Below are 14194 nucleotides of genomic sequence, written 5' to 3'. Positions count from 1 at the left end.
GCTCCCGTCTGTTCGCCTCCCTCCCTCCCCCTCCCCCTCCCTCCCCCTCACCTCTGGAGTGTCAGTCTCATGACCGCTGTCGATGCCCGCCCGGCGACCGCCACGCGTGACGCCGCGGGACTCCGCTTCCCCACCGCATTCCGCTGGGGGACGGCCACCGCCGCCTACCAGATCGAGGGCGGTGCCACGGAGGGCGGCCGCACGCCGTCCATCTGGGACACGTTCAGCCGGACGCCCGGCAAGGTGCGCAACGGCGACACCGGCGACACGGCCGCCGACCATCTGCACCGGATGCCGGACGACGTACGGCTGATGAAGGAACTCGGCGTCACGGACTACCGGTTCTCCGTCTCCTGGCCCCGCGTCCAGCCGACCGGCCGGGGCCCGGCGGTGGAACGCGGCCTGGACTTCTACCGCCGCCTGGTGGACGAGCTGCTGGCGGCCGGGATCAGACCGGTGGCCACGCTCTACCACTGGGACCTGCCGCAGGAACTGGAGGACGCGGGCGGCTGGCCGGAGCGGGACACGGCGCACCGGTTCGCGGAGTACGCGGGCCTCGTGGCGGGGACGCTGGGCGACCGGGTCACGACCTGGACGACGCTCAACGAGCCCTGGTGCGCGGCGTTTCTCGGGTACGGGAACGGGGTCCACGCCCCCGGCCGGACCAGCGACCTCGCGGCCCTGCGCGCCGCCCATCACCTGAACCTGGCGCACGGCGCGGGCGCGAGGGTCCTGCGCGACCGCCTCCCGTCGACGGCCGAGATCTCGTTGACCCTGAACCTCCACGCCCTGCGCCCGCTGACGGACACGGAGGCGGACCGGGACGCGGTACGCCGGATCGACGCGGTGGCGAACCGGATCTTCCTGGACCCGGTGTTCCACGGGCGGCTGCCGCAGGACCTGGTGGAGGATACGGCGGCGGTGACGGACTGGTCGTTCGTACGGGACGGGGACCTGGAGCTCGCGTCGACCCCGATCGACTCGCTGGGCATCAACTACTACTCCCCGAGCGTGGTTTCGGCGGGGAGGTCCGAGTCCCCCTCTCCCTGGGCGGGCGCGGAGGAACATGTGGCGTTCACCCCGGCCCCCGGTCCCCGCACCGCGATGGACTGGCCGGTGGACGCGAACGGCCTGTACGAGCTCCTGACCCGCCTCCGCGACGAACTCCCGGACCTGCCGCTCCTGGTGACGGAGAACGGCGCCGCGTACGACGACTACGCCGACCCGGAAGGCCGGGTCCACGACCCGGAGCGGGTGGCGTACCTGGAGGCGCACCTGACGGCGGTGCACCGGGCGATCGCGGACGGGGTGGACGTACGCGGGTACTTCCTCTGGTCGCTGCTGGACAACTTCGAGTGGGCGTACGGCTACAGCAAGCGCTTCGGCATCGTCCACATCGACTTCGCGTCCCAGCGCCGCACGGCGAAGGACAGCGCGCGATGGTACGCGGAGGTGATCGCACGGGGTGGGCTGGAACGGGGGTAACTGCCGGGCGGGGGTGACTGCCGGGCGGGGGCTGGTGCGCCTGACTCACCCCGCCCACCGCCCCGTGAGGAACGTCAGCGCGACCAGTGTGGTCAGCGGGGCGGCCACGCACAGGTACGCGGTCCTGAACCACGGGTGCCGCAGGCTCAGCGCCGCCAGGCCGATCCACAGCGGCCACCACAGCAGGGTCGCGCGGGGGATGGACGTGTACCAGTACGACGTTCCCAGCGCCCACAGGCTCAGCGCGACGTACACCGCCTCCGGCCAGCGGCGATACCGTACGAGCAGCGCGACCAGGGCCAGACCCACCAGCATCGCCGCCAACTCCGCCTGGAACATCGCCGCGTAGCCAGTCGTATGTACGCCGTCGAACGCCGCGTGCCACGTGTTCGCCCACGCCTCCCAAGGGGCGTGGAAGGTCCGGTACCAGCCGCGCTCCTGGGCGTGTTTCCACGCCATCCAGTCGCCCGTGTGCGCGTGCAGGTACCAGCTGTACACGGCCGGGGGCAGCGCCGGAAGCAGCGTCCAGCCCGCCGCCCGCCAGTCCCGGTGAGTCCGGGCGGACAGCACGAAGAGCAAGGCGACGGCGGCGGCGAGGAACAGGCCGCTGACGCGCACGGTCGTCGCCAACGCCACCAGAACGGCCGCGAGAGCCCACCGGTGCCGCAGCGCGGCGAGCCAGGCGGGCAGGGCGAAGGCGAGGAACAGCGCCTCCGTGTACCCGGCGGCCAGGAACACCGCGCAGGGAGAGAGCAGGAAGAGGACGACCGTACGGTGGTCGGCTCCGCCCTCGGGCAGGTACGTCCGCGCGATACGGGCCAGGGCAAGTACGGCCACCGCCCCCGCGACGAACGAGATCAGCAGCCCGGCCGCCGTCCAGTCGGGGACCACCGTGTGCACGGCACGCAGGAGCAGCGGGTACCCGGGGAAGAACGCCTCCCGGTTGTCCCAGCCGCTCACCCAGGGGCTCGCGCCGGAGGGGAAGTAGCCGTCGCGCGCTATGTGGAGATAGTGGTTCGCGTCCCACTGCTGGAAGGGGGCGAGGACCGGGGCCGCCTCCCGGTCTCCCGGGCGGGCGGGGAACAGCCAGCGGGCGAAGTGGGCCGTGATCCCCAGGGATATTCGGGTCAGGAGGTAGAGCCACAGCACCCTGCGGTCGGACGGGCTCAGGTATGCGGACAGCCTGCGGAATCGGTCGGTCCAGGGGGGCCGACTCGGCACAACGCACGCAGCGGCAGGGGTAGGAGTAGGGGCAGGCGAAGGGGAAGAGGAAGGGGAAGGTCGCAGGCCCGGCGAGAGTGTGAACATCGGGCACCTTTCGGACGCACCTCGGCGTGCAGGATCGCCCGGTGAGTCCGCCGGGGCACAGGAAGGAAAAGGGTCAGCGCTTACGGGAAAGCGGCACGGGGATCACGGGGGAAGCGTCGCCGCCTCCCCCGTCGACGTCGGCGTGGACGTCGGCGTGGACGTCGGTGAAGCCGACGCAGGTGGCCGCGTCGTCGGCACGCCCCCCTGCGTCGCGGGCCCGCCCTCCGGACCCGTCGTCGCCCCCGGCACCGTATTGCTGGGCACCGGTGGTGGCGGCTCGGTCGGTTGGCGGTCGGACGGTACGGGGGACGGGTAGCTGGGCGACGGGGTCGTGGCGGGGGCGGCCGGGGCGGGCCGCTCCGGCAGCAGGCCCACGCCGACCGCGCCGCCCCCGCCGACGATCAGGCACACCCCGACCGCCAGCGCGGCCATCCGGCGTCGCTGCGCCCGCATGCCGCGCTCGGTGATGCCGGACGCCGGGCCCGCCTCGGAGCGAGCCCGCCCGAAATCCCCCGCCTGCCGGAACAGCGATCGCAATGCGTCTTCGGACCCCTCGGCCCCCACGGGGTCCCGTGGTTCAGACATCAGGAGCCTCCTCCATGCGGGGGTCCTGCAAACGGACGGCGAGCGCCGCCCGTCCGCGAACCAGATGCGTCTTGATCGTGCTGCCGGAAAGCCCGGTCTCCCTGGCGATCTGCTCGACCGTGAGGTCGCACAAGTAGTGCAGGGTCAGCGTGCGCCGCTGCTGCGCGGGCAGCTCGCGGAGTGCGTCGACCAGCACCACGTGCTCCGGGTCCGGCGGCGCCACGTGCTCCGGCACACCGCTCCCCCGGCCCCAGGCGTCCGCCGACCTCCGCCGGAAACGCCAACGGCTCACCGCCAGACGCCACGCGACCGTACGGATCCACGCCTCGGGCTGCCCGTCACGCTCCAGCCGCCCGCGCCGGACCCACGCCTTGACGAACGCTTCCTGCACGACGTCCTGCGCCTCCTGGAGGTCGCCGGTCATCACGTACAGCTGGCCCGTGAGACGCGCGACCGCCTGGGCGTAGAACTCTTCGAACTCCTCGACGGTCAAATGTCGCTCCCGGGTCTTTCGCTTCACCGGGTATACGCCCGTCGCAGGTCATCCGGTCGACACCACCCACGAAGATTCGAGGGTGATCAGCGTCACGGAACCCGCATGCACGCCCACGAGCCAGGATCGGGAGGGATCAGTTGCCCGTACTCCCCACTTTCCTGAGGTAAAGAAGTCGAGAGTGCGAGAAAACTTGCCTTGATGGCTAACTTTCCTCGAACAGAAAACTTAGCCATCAAGGCAAGTTTTCCTGGGGCAGCGCATGCGGCCATGCGACTATAAGTGCATGACGGTCGACGAGCTGACCCAAGATGCCCTCTTTGAACAGGGTGCGGCCCGGCTGGCCGAGCTTCTCGGCCCCTCATGGCGGATCGACCGCCGCCCGGACGGCAAAGAGACGCACCGCAGTGGCAGCGACATCATCATGACCGTGCAAGGTGAGGGCGAGAGTTCCTACGGGCAGCTTCTGGTCGATGTGAAGCTCACCGGCGTGTCACCTCGCATGGTGGAAGAGGTCCTCCTGGCCAAGCTGGATCTGCTGCGGCAGCTCAACCACTACACGACCTTGCTGGTCATGGCTCCCTGGCTCTCGCGCCAGACCCAGAAGCTTCTGCGCAGACACGACATCAGCTACCTGGACCTGATGGGCAACGTGTCCCTACGCATCCCCCGGCCTGCCGTCGTCATCTACACCGAAGGGGCCACCCGGGCCCCACAGGCGCTGGCCAAGGAGCCGGGCAGGACCACACTGGCCGGACCGAAAGCGGGCAGGCTGGTACGACTCCTCACGGACGTGCACCCCCCGTACCGCGCGGGCGAGCTCGCCCAAGCCTCGGGGCTGAGTCTCGGCTACGTCTCGCGACTCCTGGACGCGCTGGAGGATCAGCTCCTCATCCGCCGGGACGGGCGAGTCATCACGTTCGTCGACTGGCCGAACCTGCTGCGGAGCCGCGCCGAGCGAGAAACGCTTCTCCGTAAGGGCTCGTACGTCGGCCTGCTGGCGCCGAACGGCATCCCCTCCGTGGTCGAACGCATCCGGCGCCTCCCGCCTTCGGGGCTCGACAAGATCGCGGTCACCGGCACCCATGCCGCTCACACCGTGGCCCCGCTCTCCGCGGGCGGGCAGCTCATGGTGTACGTCTCCCCCCTCCTGGACGAAGACGACCTCGGTGACGAACTCGGCCTCCTCCCGGTCGATGAGAACGCGGACGTCCTGCTGCTTCAGGCACGCGACCGGTCCGTCTTCGAACGCACCGAGACCGTGGAGGGCATTCCGCACGTGGCACTGAGCCAGGTCGCCCTGGACTGCCTGGCCGGGCCGGGCCGCATGCCCGCCGAAGGGGAGGCCGTCATCGAGTACATGAAGGGCCACCAGGACCTCTGGCGGATTTCCGGCATTCACGACCTGCTGACAACGCCTCAGCTCTAGGATTGCGCCACTGGCACTTTCACGGAGAGCATGAGGCACGGTGGCCAAGTTCCCTGACGACGTCGACCCCCGTCAGCTCACGGTCGTGGCCCGGCGTGTCCTCCTGGACGGACTCAGCGCACTGCGGGACCACCTTCCAGCACTGACCGTCGTCGGCGCCCAAGCCGTCCACCTCCGCTCTCCCGACGCGGCGATCAGCAACGCCCCCTTCACCTCGGACGGGGACCTCAGCATCGACCCGATGCTGCTGGGCGACCGCCCGCACCTGGACGCATCCCTCCGGGCAGCCGGGTTCGGCTTGAAGAACGGCCATCAGCCCGGACTCTGGGAGCGCCCCGAAACCATCGGAGACAAGGTGGTCCCCGTCGAACTGTACCTGCTCGTCCCTCGGCAGCTCTCTCCGAAGAACGGAAAACGCAGCGCCAAGGTCCCTCCGCACGGCACCATGTCCGCACGGTGGATCGACGGCCTGGAGGTCGCCGCGGTGGACCGCTCTCCCCTGCAAGTCGCCAGCCTCGACGCAGAGGACCCCCGCAGCATCATCGTGAACGTCGCAGGCCCCACAGCGCTCCTGGTCGCCAAAGCCTTCAAGATCAGCGATCGTCTGAGCGAGGCGGACAAGCGCCCCGACCGGCTGACCGACAAAGACGCCGGTGACGTGCTGCGCATCATGATGACCGCCTCACCCCGTCACATCGCCTCCCGGTTCGTCGAACTCCAGAAAGACGCCCGGATCGGCAACACGGCGACAGAGGGCCTCGAAAAGCTTCACGCCCTCTTCGGCGCCGCCGCCACCCCTGGTGTCGACATGGCTGTCCGCGCCTTGAGCGGAGACGTACCGGAACAGCGCATTCGTACCCTCGCACCCGCCTATGTCAGCCGCTTGCGATAGCGCCCGCGGGGTCGCCGTCTGTTGAGGGGCGCCCCTGCACGGGCGCCCCTCACTCCCCCAACCTCTTCTCCAACAACGTCACCCCGTACGTCCGCCCCCCGTCGCCGTTCTTCCCCGCCTGCTCGCCGACCACCACATACCCCGCGTCCTCGTAGTAGCGGCGGAGCCGGTCGTTGGACGTCAGGCAGTCGAGCCGGCACAACTCCCGCCCGTACGCGGCGATCCGGCGCTCGGCCTCGGCCAACAGCGCGCGGCCCGCGCCGGGCGGGGCGGTCCGGCGGTCGGTCATCAGGCGGTGGACGTAGCCCGCGACCGGCGGCTGCGGGCCCCAGGCGGGCTCGTCGTCCCACCACAGCTCCCAGGCCCCGGCGCTCGGCCCGTCCGGCCCGAGGGTGGCGATCCACACCTCGCCCGCCCGCAGCCTCGCCCGGAAGTGCTCGGCACCCAGATCGCCGGGCTTCCACTGCTCGATGCCGTGCGCGATCTGCCAGCGCGCGGCGGCATCCCGGAGGCGTACGAGCTCGGTCAGGTCACTCTCGGTCTCCTGCGCCCGGCGGAACGACAGGGTTGCGGGTATCAAGCTGGTGTTCGTCATACGGAGATGCTGCCGTACGCCGCGAGGCCACCGGTCGGCGGACCGGACCGCCCGAAGCTCAAGCCGTGAGATCCGAGCGCTCTTAACAAGGATGGGGTGGATGGGTCAGTTGTCCCACCCACCCACCCTGGCAATGAAGTTGACCGTTTGTGACCGACTTGCGACGCACGGTCGCCAGGCTCTAGCGTGCGGAAGGACCAGACACAAGAAAAGACGACCCCCGCCGGTGCTGAGAACACCGAACAGGGGTCTGACCAACGAAGACCACAAACAAGAAAAGACCTCCGTGGCTGACAACTACCTTAGTGCTGCCCCTACCACGCCGCACTCACCCCCGCACCCCATGGCCAACCCCGGCTACGGCAAGCGCTCCGCTCCCGGCGAACGACCGCGCACCGAACGCGACTTCGCCCACCTCCTCCCCCGCGACGCCGCCGTCGCCTCGTACATCGACCGGCTGCCCGACGGCTCCGACATCTCCGTGAAGACGCTGGCCAAGCACCTCCCGTACGGGCAGTGCGCCCTGGGCACCACCCTCAACCGGCTCCAGGCCGCCGGGCATCTGCGGCGCGGCAGCGAGTGCGTGATCACGGACAGGCAGATGTTCTGGGTCACCCGGACCTTCTTCTCCCGTACCGCCCGCGAGGACGCGTGGTGGAGCGCCTTCATCCGGGGCGACGTCCCGCCGGACGAACCCCGACGGCCCACCCGCTCAAGGGCGTTCATCCTGCTGGCCGCCCTGGGACGTACGGCCCCGGCGCTGACGCTGTCCGCCGCCGACTGCCTGCGCCTGGAACCCCGGGTCGGCGAGTGGTTCGCCCGGGGCGCGACGGAGGCCGAGCTGCTGCACGCCCTCACCGACGGACTGCCCGTACCCGTGCATCACCCCGCCCGCCTCGTCGAACGCCGCCTGCGCGACAAGCTGCCGCCCGAGCGGGTCCTGCCGGGCCCCCGGACCGTCCTGCGCACCCTGGAATGCGGCGAGTGCCGAGTCCCCGGACCGCCCGAAGCGCTGCTCGGCGGCCTCTGCCGACCGTGCCGGGGCGATTCCCCCGCTCCACCCGCCGGACCGCCCGGAGCAGTGCAGCCGCCGAGCGTACGGGACCGGATGAACGCGGTCCGTGCGGGCCTGGTCCCCCGGTCCGAGAGGACATACCGATGACCGTGCAGCTCGACCGCAGATCCGACGGGGCACGATGGAGGGGAGGAGGCGACGCCATGACCCCCAGCTCCGCCGATCACGCACCGCACGCCCAGATGTCCGTCGAGGAGTTCGAGCAGCTCGCCCGGACGGCCCCCGAGACCGTGACGCTTGAGCTCATCAACGGAAAGCTAGAGGTCAAGCCCGTGCCCGACGGCGACCACGGAACCATCTTCATGTGGCTGCTGCGTCAGTGCATGCAGCATCGCCCCGACCTCGACCTGCATCCGGAGCAGGGACTGATGGTGGAGGCGTACCGGCAGGGCCGCGCCCGCCCGGACGGTGTCCTCGCACCCCGCCGGCACTTCGCCGGACAAGGGGAATGGGCACCTGCCGAGGGCGTCCTGATGACCGTGGAAGTGACCTCCCACGACCACGACACCGACCGTCGCGACCGGAACGAGAAGCCTCACGGATACGCCGCAGCGGGCATCCCGGTCTACCTCCTGATCGACCGCGAGTCCGGGACCCTCCTCGTCCACAGCGAACCCGACAAGGGCCGCTACCGGCAGCAGCACTCCTACGACTACGGCGACGCCGCCGTCCTCCCCCACCCCGTCTCCATCACCCTGGACACCGAGGAGCTCAAGGACTACGCCCGCTGACCCTCAGCGCACCTCCGCCGCCAGCTGCGTAGTCGCCAGCTCGCGGTACAGGTCGTCCGAGGCCATCAGCTCCTCATGTGTGCCCGCCGTGCGGACCCGGCCCTCCTCCAGGACCACGATGCGGTCCGCGTGGCGGACGGTCGACAGCCGGTGGGCGATGACCAGCACCGTGCTCTGTGCGGCCAGTTCGAGGATGACATCGCGCAGCGCCTGCTCGTTGACCGCGTCCAGCTGCGAGGTGACCTCGTCCAGCAACAGCAGGCGCGGGCGGCGCAGCAGGGCGCGGGCGATGGCGATCCGCTGGCGTTCGCCGCCGGAGAGGGTGACGCCCCGGTGGCCCACCGCCGTGTCCAGGCCGTCGGGCAGCCGGGCGACCAGGGTGTCCAGCCGGGTACGGGCCACGGCCTCGGCCAGCGCCTCCTCCCGCGCGTCCGGGGCGGCGAAGAGCAGGTTCTCCCGCAGCGTCCCGGCCAGGACGGGCGCGTCCTGTTCCACGTACGCGAGGGAGGCTCGCAGCTCCGCCAGCGGCCAGTCCCGGATGTCCCGGCCATCCACGGTGATCGTCCCGCCGTCGTGGTCGTAGAACCGCTCCAGCAGGCTGAACACCGTCGACTTGCCCGCACCCGACGGGCCCACCAACGCCACCAGACCGCCCGTCGGTACGTCGAACGTGACGCCCTTGTGGGCCGGGGCGCGCTCGTCCCCGTACCCGAAGGTCACGTCCTGGAAGGTGACGCCCAGCGGGGTGCCCGCCCCCGGTACGCCCCCGGAGCCCGTCGCCGGTTCGCCCGGCAGCGACTCCACCTCGTCGATCCTCCGTACGGCGGCGAGGCCGCTCTGCAAGCCCGTCCAGCCCTCGACCAGGCCGCCGATCGGGCCCATCAGGTAGAAGAGGTAGAGCAGGAACGCGATCAGCGACGAGATCTCCAGCGAGCCCGACGCGACCCGCGCGCCGCCGACGCCCAGCACCGCCAGGAACGCCAGCTGGATCGACATCGTCATCGTGACGTCGGAGACCGAGGACCACTTCGCGACCGACACCCCCTGGTCGTACGCGTGCCGCGCCGCCTCCGCGACCGCCGCCGTCTCCCGCTCCTCCGCCCCGCTCGCCTTGACCGTACGGAAGGCCTGGAGCACCCGGTCCAGGGCCGCGCCCATCGCGCCCACGGACTCCTGCGCGCGGAGCTGCGCCCGCTGGATGCGCGGCATCAGCAAGGCTGTTACGGCCCCGATGGCGACGATCACGACGAGGGTCACGCCGAGCAGCGCCAGGTCCATGTACGCCATCAGCGCGACCGTGCCCAGCAGCATCAGAACGCTGTTGAACGCCTCGACGAGACCGCTGGACAGCACCGTGCTCAGCAGCGTCGTGTCGCTCGTGACCCGCGCCTGGAGGTCCCCGGGAGTCAGCCGGTCCACCGCCGGGACCTTCAACCGCATGATCCGGCCCACGAGTCGGCCGCGCGCCCGGAGCACGACGCCCTCCCCCGTACGGGCCATGAGATAGCTCCCGTACGCGGAAAGGTAAGCCCCTGCGAGGACGAGTGCGGTCAGCACGACGAGCGGCCCGGCGGGCGAGCGGCCGTCGGCGAACGTGTCCACCGCGTGCTTCGCCATCAGCGGCATCGCGAGCCCCGCCCCGGACCCGGCGAGCGACAGCAGCCCCGCCCCCAGCAGGACGCCCCGGTGGGGGCGCGCCCGGGCGAGGAGGAGACGGAGCGGGGAACGGCCCGGCACGGCCCTGGGGGCCGCCTTCTCGGAGCTGGGGGCCGCCTCGGTCCCAAAGGGCTCCTCGGGGGAACGTTTCGTCGCAGGTTCCGCCGCTCCCTCAGGCAGCCCGCCCGCTCCCGTCGCCCCCGTCGTCGTCCCCGCCGCCGCGCTCACCCGGAACCCCCTCGCGTACCGTCGTCACCACCATCAAGGGACGCAGATCCGCTGGTTCCGCCTGCTCCCCGACCGTGCGGCCCCCCGCCTGCACCCAAGCATGCGGTGAGAACGGCGGTGCCGTCCGGACCCCCGCGCACCAGTCGGGCCAGACCCCGGACATCCTGCACGCCAGGGCGATGGCGACCGAGCGCGGCAGACAGCCGTAACGGCCCGCGCAGCGGCGGCTGGTGGCGACGACCGCCTCGTACACCTCCAGCGTCTCCGCGTACGAGGCCGGGCGCGCGCCCCTGCTGCACCGGGTCAGCACCCGGCGCAGGCGGCCGGGCTTGAACCGGGCCAGGACGAACGCGGCGGCGATCGCCGTGCGCAGGCGCAGGCCGCCCGCTGCCGCGCCCCGGCGGGGCATGGTCATCTCTGTGGTCACGGGCGCAGGATCTTCGCGTCGACGAGCTGCCGGGTCAGCTCCGCCACGTCCGACTCCGCCTCGGCGCGCTCGACGTCGAACTCGGCGACGATCCGCTCGACGGCGGCCTCGGGGGCGTGTCCCGCCGCCAGGGTCTCGACGACGATGACGCTGGTGTCGTTCAACTGCCAGTAGCTGCCGTCCTTTTCGTCGAGGAGGACGCCGCCGTACTCGGTCGTCGTGACGGCTATGCCTTTTCTGAGCTTCACGGGGTCGCCTCGCTGGAGGGGGTGGTGGAATGGAGTGCGGGCCAGGCGTTCTCCGCCGTGCGCAGCCAGGTCTCCCCGGCCACGGTCGGGCTGATGGAGTGCTCGACCAGGACCGGTGAGAAGGGCTCGGCGGCGAGCCGGAGCAGACGGCGGGAGTCGACCAGGCCGTGGGCGGCGAGCCGGGAGTCCGCCCACAGCTCCGCGAGTTCCGGGGCGTGTTCACTCAGGCCCTGGTGTTCGTCGGAGGACATGTGGTCCTTCGTCGTCCGGGCCAGCAGCGCGTCCGGCACCACCCCGCGCATCGCCTCGGCGAGGAGTGGCTTGTAGCGCCAGGGGCTGATCCGCTCCGGCAGCCGGACGGCGAGGGTCGCCTCCAGGACCCGGTCGTCGTAGAACGGTGCGGCGACCGGCAGCCCGATCGTCATGCCGACGTCCTCCATCGCCTGGAAGTGCCGGGCCCCCATCCGTACGGCGTCGATGTCCACATGCCGCCCGCGCCACGGGTCGATCGGTTCGGCGTGCTCGGCGGCGGCCCGGAACTCCTCCATGATCAGGGCGCATCCGTGGTCCGTGAACCACGGGCGCAGGGACTGCCGTACGCCCCAGGAGAGCAGCGGGGTCCTGGCTACGGGCTGGGGTTCGGTGCTGACCGCGTCCGCGATCCAGCGGGGGAACGTGGAACGGCCCAACAGGGCCTTGAGCGTGGGCAGGAGGGGCCAGCCGAGCTGGTGGCGCAGACCGCTGAGGTGGTTCCAGGCGGTGAGGGGGTTGCCGTGGAAGAGGTCCTGGTAGGCGTGGGGCAGGCCGAGGAAGAGTTCGTCGCCGCCGTAGCCGGTGAGGTGGTAGCGGGAGCCGGTGGCGCGGGCGCGGCTCAGGAGCAGGTGCGCGCGGGCCCGGCCGGGGGCGACGGGGAGCGGTTCGTCGTTGAGCTCGGCGGAGGTGGCGGCGAGGTCGGCGTAGAAGTAGGGGGCGTCGTCGGCGGGGATGAGGTGGTGTTCCAGGGCGGAGGCATCCGCCGTGCGCTGCGCCGCCTCGGCTCCCCGCACCGCCACGCCCCGCTGCGCCGCCTCGGCTCCCCCCGCCGCCTCCACCGCCCTCCGCGCCCATGTCTCGTCCTCGCTGTAGCGGTCGCGGGCGGCCACCGTCAGCAGGGACAGGCTCGCCGGGCCGGTCTCCCGGGCGGCGAAGGTGAGGGCCGTGGAGTCCATGCCGCCGGAGAGCTCGCAGCTGATCCGGTCCAGGCCGCCGACATGGGCCCGTACGGAGGCGGCGACCGCGTCACCGAGTCTCCGGGCCCCCTCCGCCAGGGAGAGTTCGCCCGGCGGCGGCTCCCACCAGCGGTGCTCCGCGGGGCCGGGGACGGCGGCCGTGCCCGGTGCTGCGACGGGCAGGGCCAGGCCGTACCCGGCACCGGTCTCGTGGACGCCCCGCCACACGACGCGCCGGCTCAGGGGGTGCGGCACGAAGTCCAGCAGCCGCAGCGCGAGCGCGCCGTCGTCCAGGGGCGCGTCGATCAGGCGGGCCAGGACGGCGGGGCGGTCGGACGCGATGGTTCCGGCGTCCGGGTGCCGGGCGTGGTAGATCCGGCGCAGTCCGGTGGCGGTTCCCCGGACCCAGGTCTCCCCGGAGAGCCGGGCGACCACGTGGTAGAGGCCGGGCAGCCGGGCGAGGCGGGCCTCCAGGGCGGTCCGGCCCCGGGCGCCCTCCAGGAGCCCGGCGAGCACGGCGTCGGGGACCCGGTCCGGGCCGATGAGGACGAGGGCGTCCCCGCCCCGGGCGAGGTGGCTGACCTTGCGGACCAGCGGGCGGGCGACGACCCAGGGCCGGCCCGAGGGGTGGGCGACGGTCAGGGCGTCGCCCACCGGCGGGGCCGTCCCGGTCGCTCCCGGTGCGGGAAGCTGCCCGGCCGCCGCCGCTCCCGCCACGCTGTCCGGCAGGACGACGAAGTAGTCACGCAGCTGGCCGGGCATCTTCACCTTCCGGAAGTTCTCACACAGTGCAGGGGTAAGGGACCGGCGGATCAGACGATGCGCCGGGTCCAGTACTCCTTGTACGAGCCGACGAAGTAGCCGGCGGTCTTCTTCGAGAAGTCGCCCTGCTTGAACATCGACGGCTTCACGTAAGCCTTCTTCTGCTGCTTCATGAGACCTTCCCTTCTGCGTGATTGACGACCGTTATGCCCAACTTGGGTCCGCATAACTGAAGTTGTTCATGCGACTGGTGTTCATCACGTGAACACCAGAGCCATCATGTCCCGCTGCCGAACCGGTACGCATGATTCCGACTTGCCGCACGAAGTTGGCTGGATAGCGTGAGCGGCGAAGACCCGGGCCCGGTCGCCCCACCACGGCACGGGGCACCGACCGGTCGGCATGTGCAGTCGCACACCGACGACCCCCTACCAGCCGAGTGGACTGGACCAATGGCTGTACGCGGGGGTCGCATCGCGCAGTGAACTGCCCGGAGAGCGGACAGCGCCCGGCGTACCGGAAGAACCAGCCGGGGCCGCGCCGTCCACAGGCCCCGCGCCCGACCGCACCACGGCCGATCCGCGCGCCGCCGGGATCGACGGAACCGGGCGCACCCGTGCTGTCGCACGGCGTTGGGCGCTGGGAGCTACAAGTAAGCATTCGGCCATGCCGAACGGCCGCGGCGCCCTCCTCAGGCGCACTCCGGTGGGCTCAGGCGCACTCCGGTGGGCTCAGGTGCGCCTCCGGTGGACTCAGGTGCGCCTACGGTGGGCATCAGGCCCGCCGCCGGTGGCTCAGGCCCGCCACCGGCCCGCCTCGCGCACCCGGTAGCCGCCCCAGGCCGCCGTTCCCACGCCCAGCAGCAGCGGGATCATGCCGTCGCCGACGAGCTCCGACGAGTGCGCGAACCGCCGTCCGCCGTCGAAGACCTGCGTGGCCGTGATCGTCTCGGGGTCGGTCCTGCCGTCATGGCCGCCCCGCCCCCGTGTCCGTACAACCGTCCCCGCATTGTCCCAGCGGAACCTGTCCCGGGACACGCCACAGGGGCGGTACCTCCGGTGAGGGAGATACC

General features: G+C 71.5%; 15 protein-coding genes. 5 read left to right on the top strand and 10 right to left on the bottom strand.

Annotated elements, in window-relative coordinates:
* Nucleotides 1-69: 69 nt before the first annotated feature.
* Nucleotides 70-1485 (top strand): GH1 family beta-glucosidase, encoded by a 1416-nt coding sequence (locus tag ACZ5WC_RS26695; protein ID WP_468543166.1) that lies wholly within the window; start codon nt 70-72, stop codon nt 1483-1485.
* 45 nt (nt 1486-1530) lie between these two features.
* Here the strand turns inward: ACZ5WC_RS26695 and ACZ5WC_RS26690 are convergent, their stop codons facing one another.
* The 3 genes from ACZ5WC_RS26690 to ACZ5WC_RS26680 all read right to left on the bottom strand — a co-directional run bounded on the left by ACZ5WC_RS26690 (nt 1531) and on the right by ACZ5WC_RS26680 (nt 3871).
* The gene (locus tag ACZ5WC_RS26690; protein WP_468543165.1) at nt 1531-2793 is read right to left on the bottom strand and encodes a mannosyltransferase family protein; all 1263 of its coding nucleotides are present in this window, start codon (nt 2791-2793) and stop codon (nt 1531-1533) included.
* 102 nt (nt 2794-2895) lie between these two features.
* Nucleotides 2896-3378 (bottom strand): hypothetical protein, encoded by a 483-nt coding sequence (locus tag ACZ5WC_RS26685; RefSeq protein WP_468543164.1) that lies wholly within the window; start codon nt 3376-3378, stop codon nt 2896-2898.
* Nucleotides 3371-3871 carry a SigE family RNA polymerase sigma factor gene (locus tag ACZ5WC_RS26680; RefSeq protein ID WP_468543163.1) on the bottom strand — a complete coding sequence of 167 codons (501 nt, stop codon included), beginning with the start codon at nt 3869-3871 and terminating at the stop codon, nt 3371-3373. The genes ACZ5WC_RS26685 and ACZ5WC_RS26680 overlap by 8 nt, the downstream gene beginning before the upstream one ends.
* 286 nt (nt 3872-4157) lie before the next feature.
* Between ACZ5WC_RS26680 and ACZ5WC_RS26675 the strand changes: the two genes are divergently transcribed.
* Both ACZ5WC_RS26675 and ACZ5WC_RS26670 read left to right on the top strand, forming a co-directional pair.
* Nucleotides 4158-5300, top strand: coding sequence for a helix-turn-helix domain-containing protein (locus ACZ5WC_RS26675; RefSeq protein WP_468543162.1), 1143 nt, complete (start codon nt 4158-4160; stop codon nt 5298-5300).
* A 40-nt stretch (nt 5301-5340) separates the two neighbouring features.
* A complete protein-coding gene (locus ACZ5WC_RS26670) occupies nt 5341-6192 on the top strand; it encodes a hypothetical protein (RefSeq protein ID WP_468543161.1) in 852 nt (283 codons plus the stop codon).
* Between the two features lie 49 nt (nt 6193-6241).
* Here the strand turns inward: ACZ5WC_RS26670 and ACZ5WC_RS26665 are convergent, their stop codons facing one another.
* Nucleotides 6242-6787 (bottom strand): GNAT family N-acetyltransferase, encoded by a 546-nt coding sequence (locus tag ACZ5WC_RS26665; RefSeq protein WP_468543160.1) that lies wholly within the window; start codon nt 6785-6787, stop codon nt 6242-6244.
* Nucleotides 6788-7130: 343 nt separating this feature from the next.
* Here ACZ5WC_RS26665 and ACZ5WC_RS26660 point away from each other — a divergent pair, with 343 nt between their 5' ends.
* Nucleotides 7131-7949 (top strand): hypothetical protein, encoded by an 819-nt coding sequence (locus ACZ5WC_RS26660; protein ID WP_468543204.1) that lies wholly within the window; start codon nt 7131-7133, stop codon nt 7947-7949.
* 56 nt (nt 7950-8005) lie between these two features.
* Nucleotides 8006-8593 (top strand): Uma2 family endonuclease, encoded by a 588-nt coding sequence (locus tag ACZ5WC_RS26655; RefSeq protein ID WP_468543159.1) that lies wholly within the window; start codon nt 8006-8008, stop codon nt 8591-8593.
* Between the two features lie 3 nt (nt 8594-8596).
* Here the strand turns inward: ACZ5WC_RS26655 and ACZ5WC_RS26650 are convergent, their stop codons facing one another.
* From ACZ5WC_RS26650 to ACZ5WC_RS26625, 6 genes are all read right to left on the bottom strand, one after another.
* The gene (locus ACZ5WC_RS26650; RefSeq protein WP_468543158.1) at nt 8597-10330 is read right to left on the bottom strand and encodes an ABC transporter ATP-binding protein; all 1734 of its coding nucleotides are present in this window, start codon (nt 10328-10330) and stop codon (nt 8597-8599) included.
* 91 nt (nt 10331-10421) lie between these two features.
* On the bottom strand, nt 10422-10904 hold the full coding sequence (locus ACZ5WC_RS26645) for a lasso peptide biosynthesis B2 protein (protein ID WP_468543157.1): 483 nt from the start codon (nt 10902-10904) through the stop codon (nt 10422-10424).
* Nucleotides 10901-11152 (bottom strand): lasso peptide biosynthesis PqqD family chaperone, encoded by a 252-nt coding sequence (locus tag ACZ5WC_RS26640; RefSeq protein WP_096628995.1) that lies wholly within the window; start codon nt 11150-11152, stop codon nt 10901-10903. The genes ACZ5WC_RS26645 and ACZ5WC_RS26640 overlap by 4 nt, the downstream gene beginning before the upstream one ends.
* Nucleotides 11149-13122 (bottom strand): asparagine synthase-related protein, encoded by a 1974-nt coding sequence (locus ACZ5WC_RS26635; protein WP_468543156.1) that lies wholly within the window; start codon nt 13120-13122, stop codon nt 11149-11151. Before ACZ5WC_RS26635 ends, ACZ5WC_RS26640 begins: the two co-directional genes overlap by 4 nt.
* Before the next feature lie 50 nt (nt 13123-13172).
* Nucleotides 13173-13295: a keywimysin-related RiPP gene (locus ACZ5WC_RS26630; protein WP_107470971.1), complete on the bottom strand. Its 123-nt coding sequence runs from the start codon at nt 13293-13295 to the stop codon at nt 13173-13175.
* Nucleotides 13296-13916: 621 nt separating this feature from the next.
* Nucleotides 13917-14159 carry a hypothetical protein gene (locus ACZ5WC_RS26625; RefSeq protein WP_468543155.1) on the bottom strand — a complete coding sequence of 81 codons (243 nt, stop codon included), beginning with the start codon at nt 14157-14159 and terminating at the stop codon, nt 13917-13919.
* Between the last annotated feature and the right edge of the window lie 35 nt (nt 14160-14194).

The sequence above is a fragment of the Streptomyces sp. NPDC033165 genome (assembly GCF_055577965.1).
The sequence above is the reverse complement of the archived record's forward strand: the minus strand, read 5'-3'. Positions and strand labels throughout refer to the sequence as shown.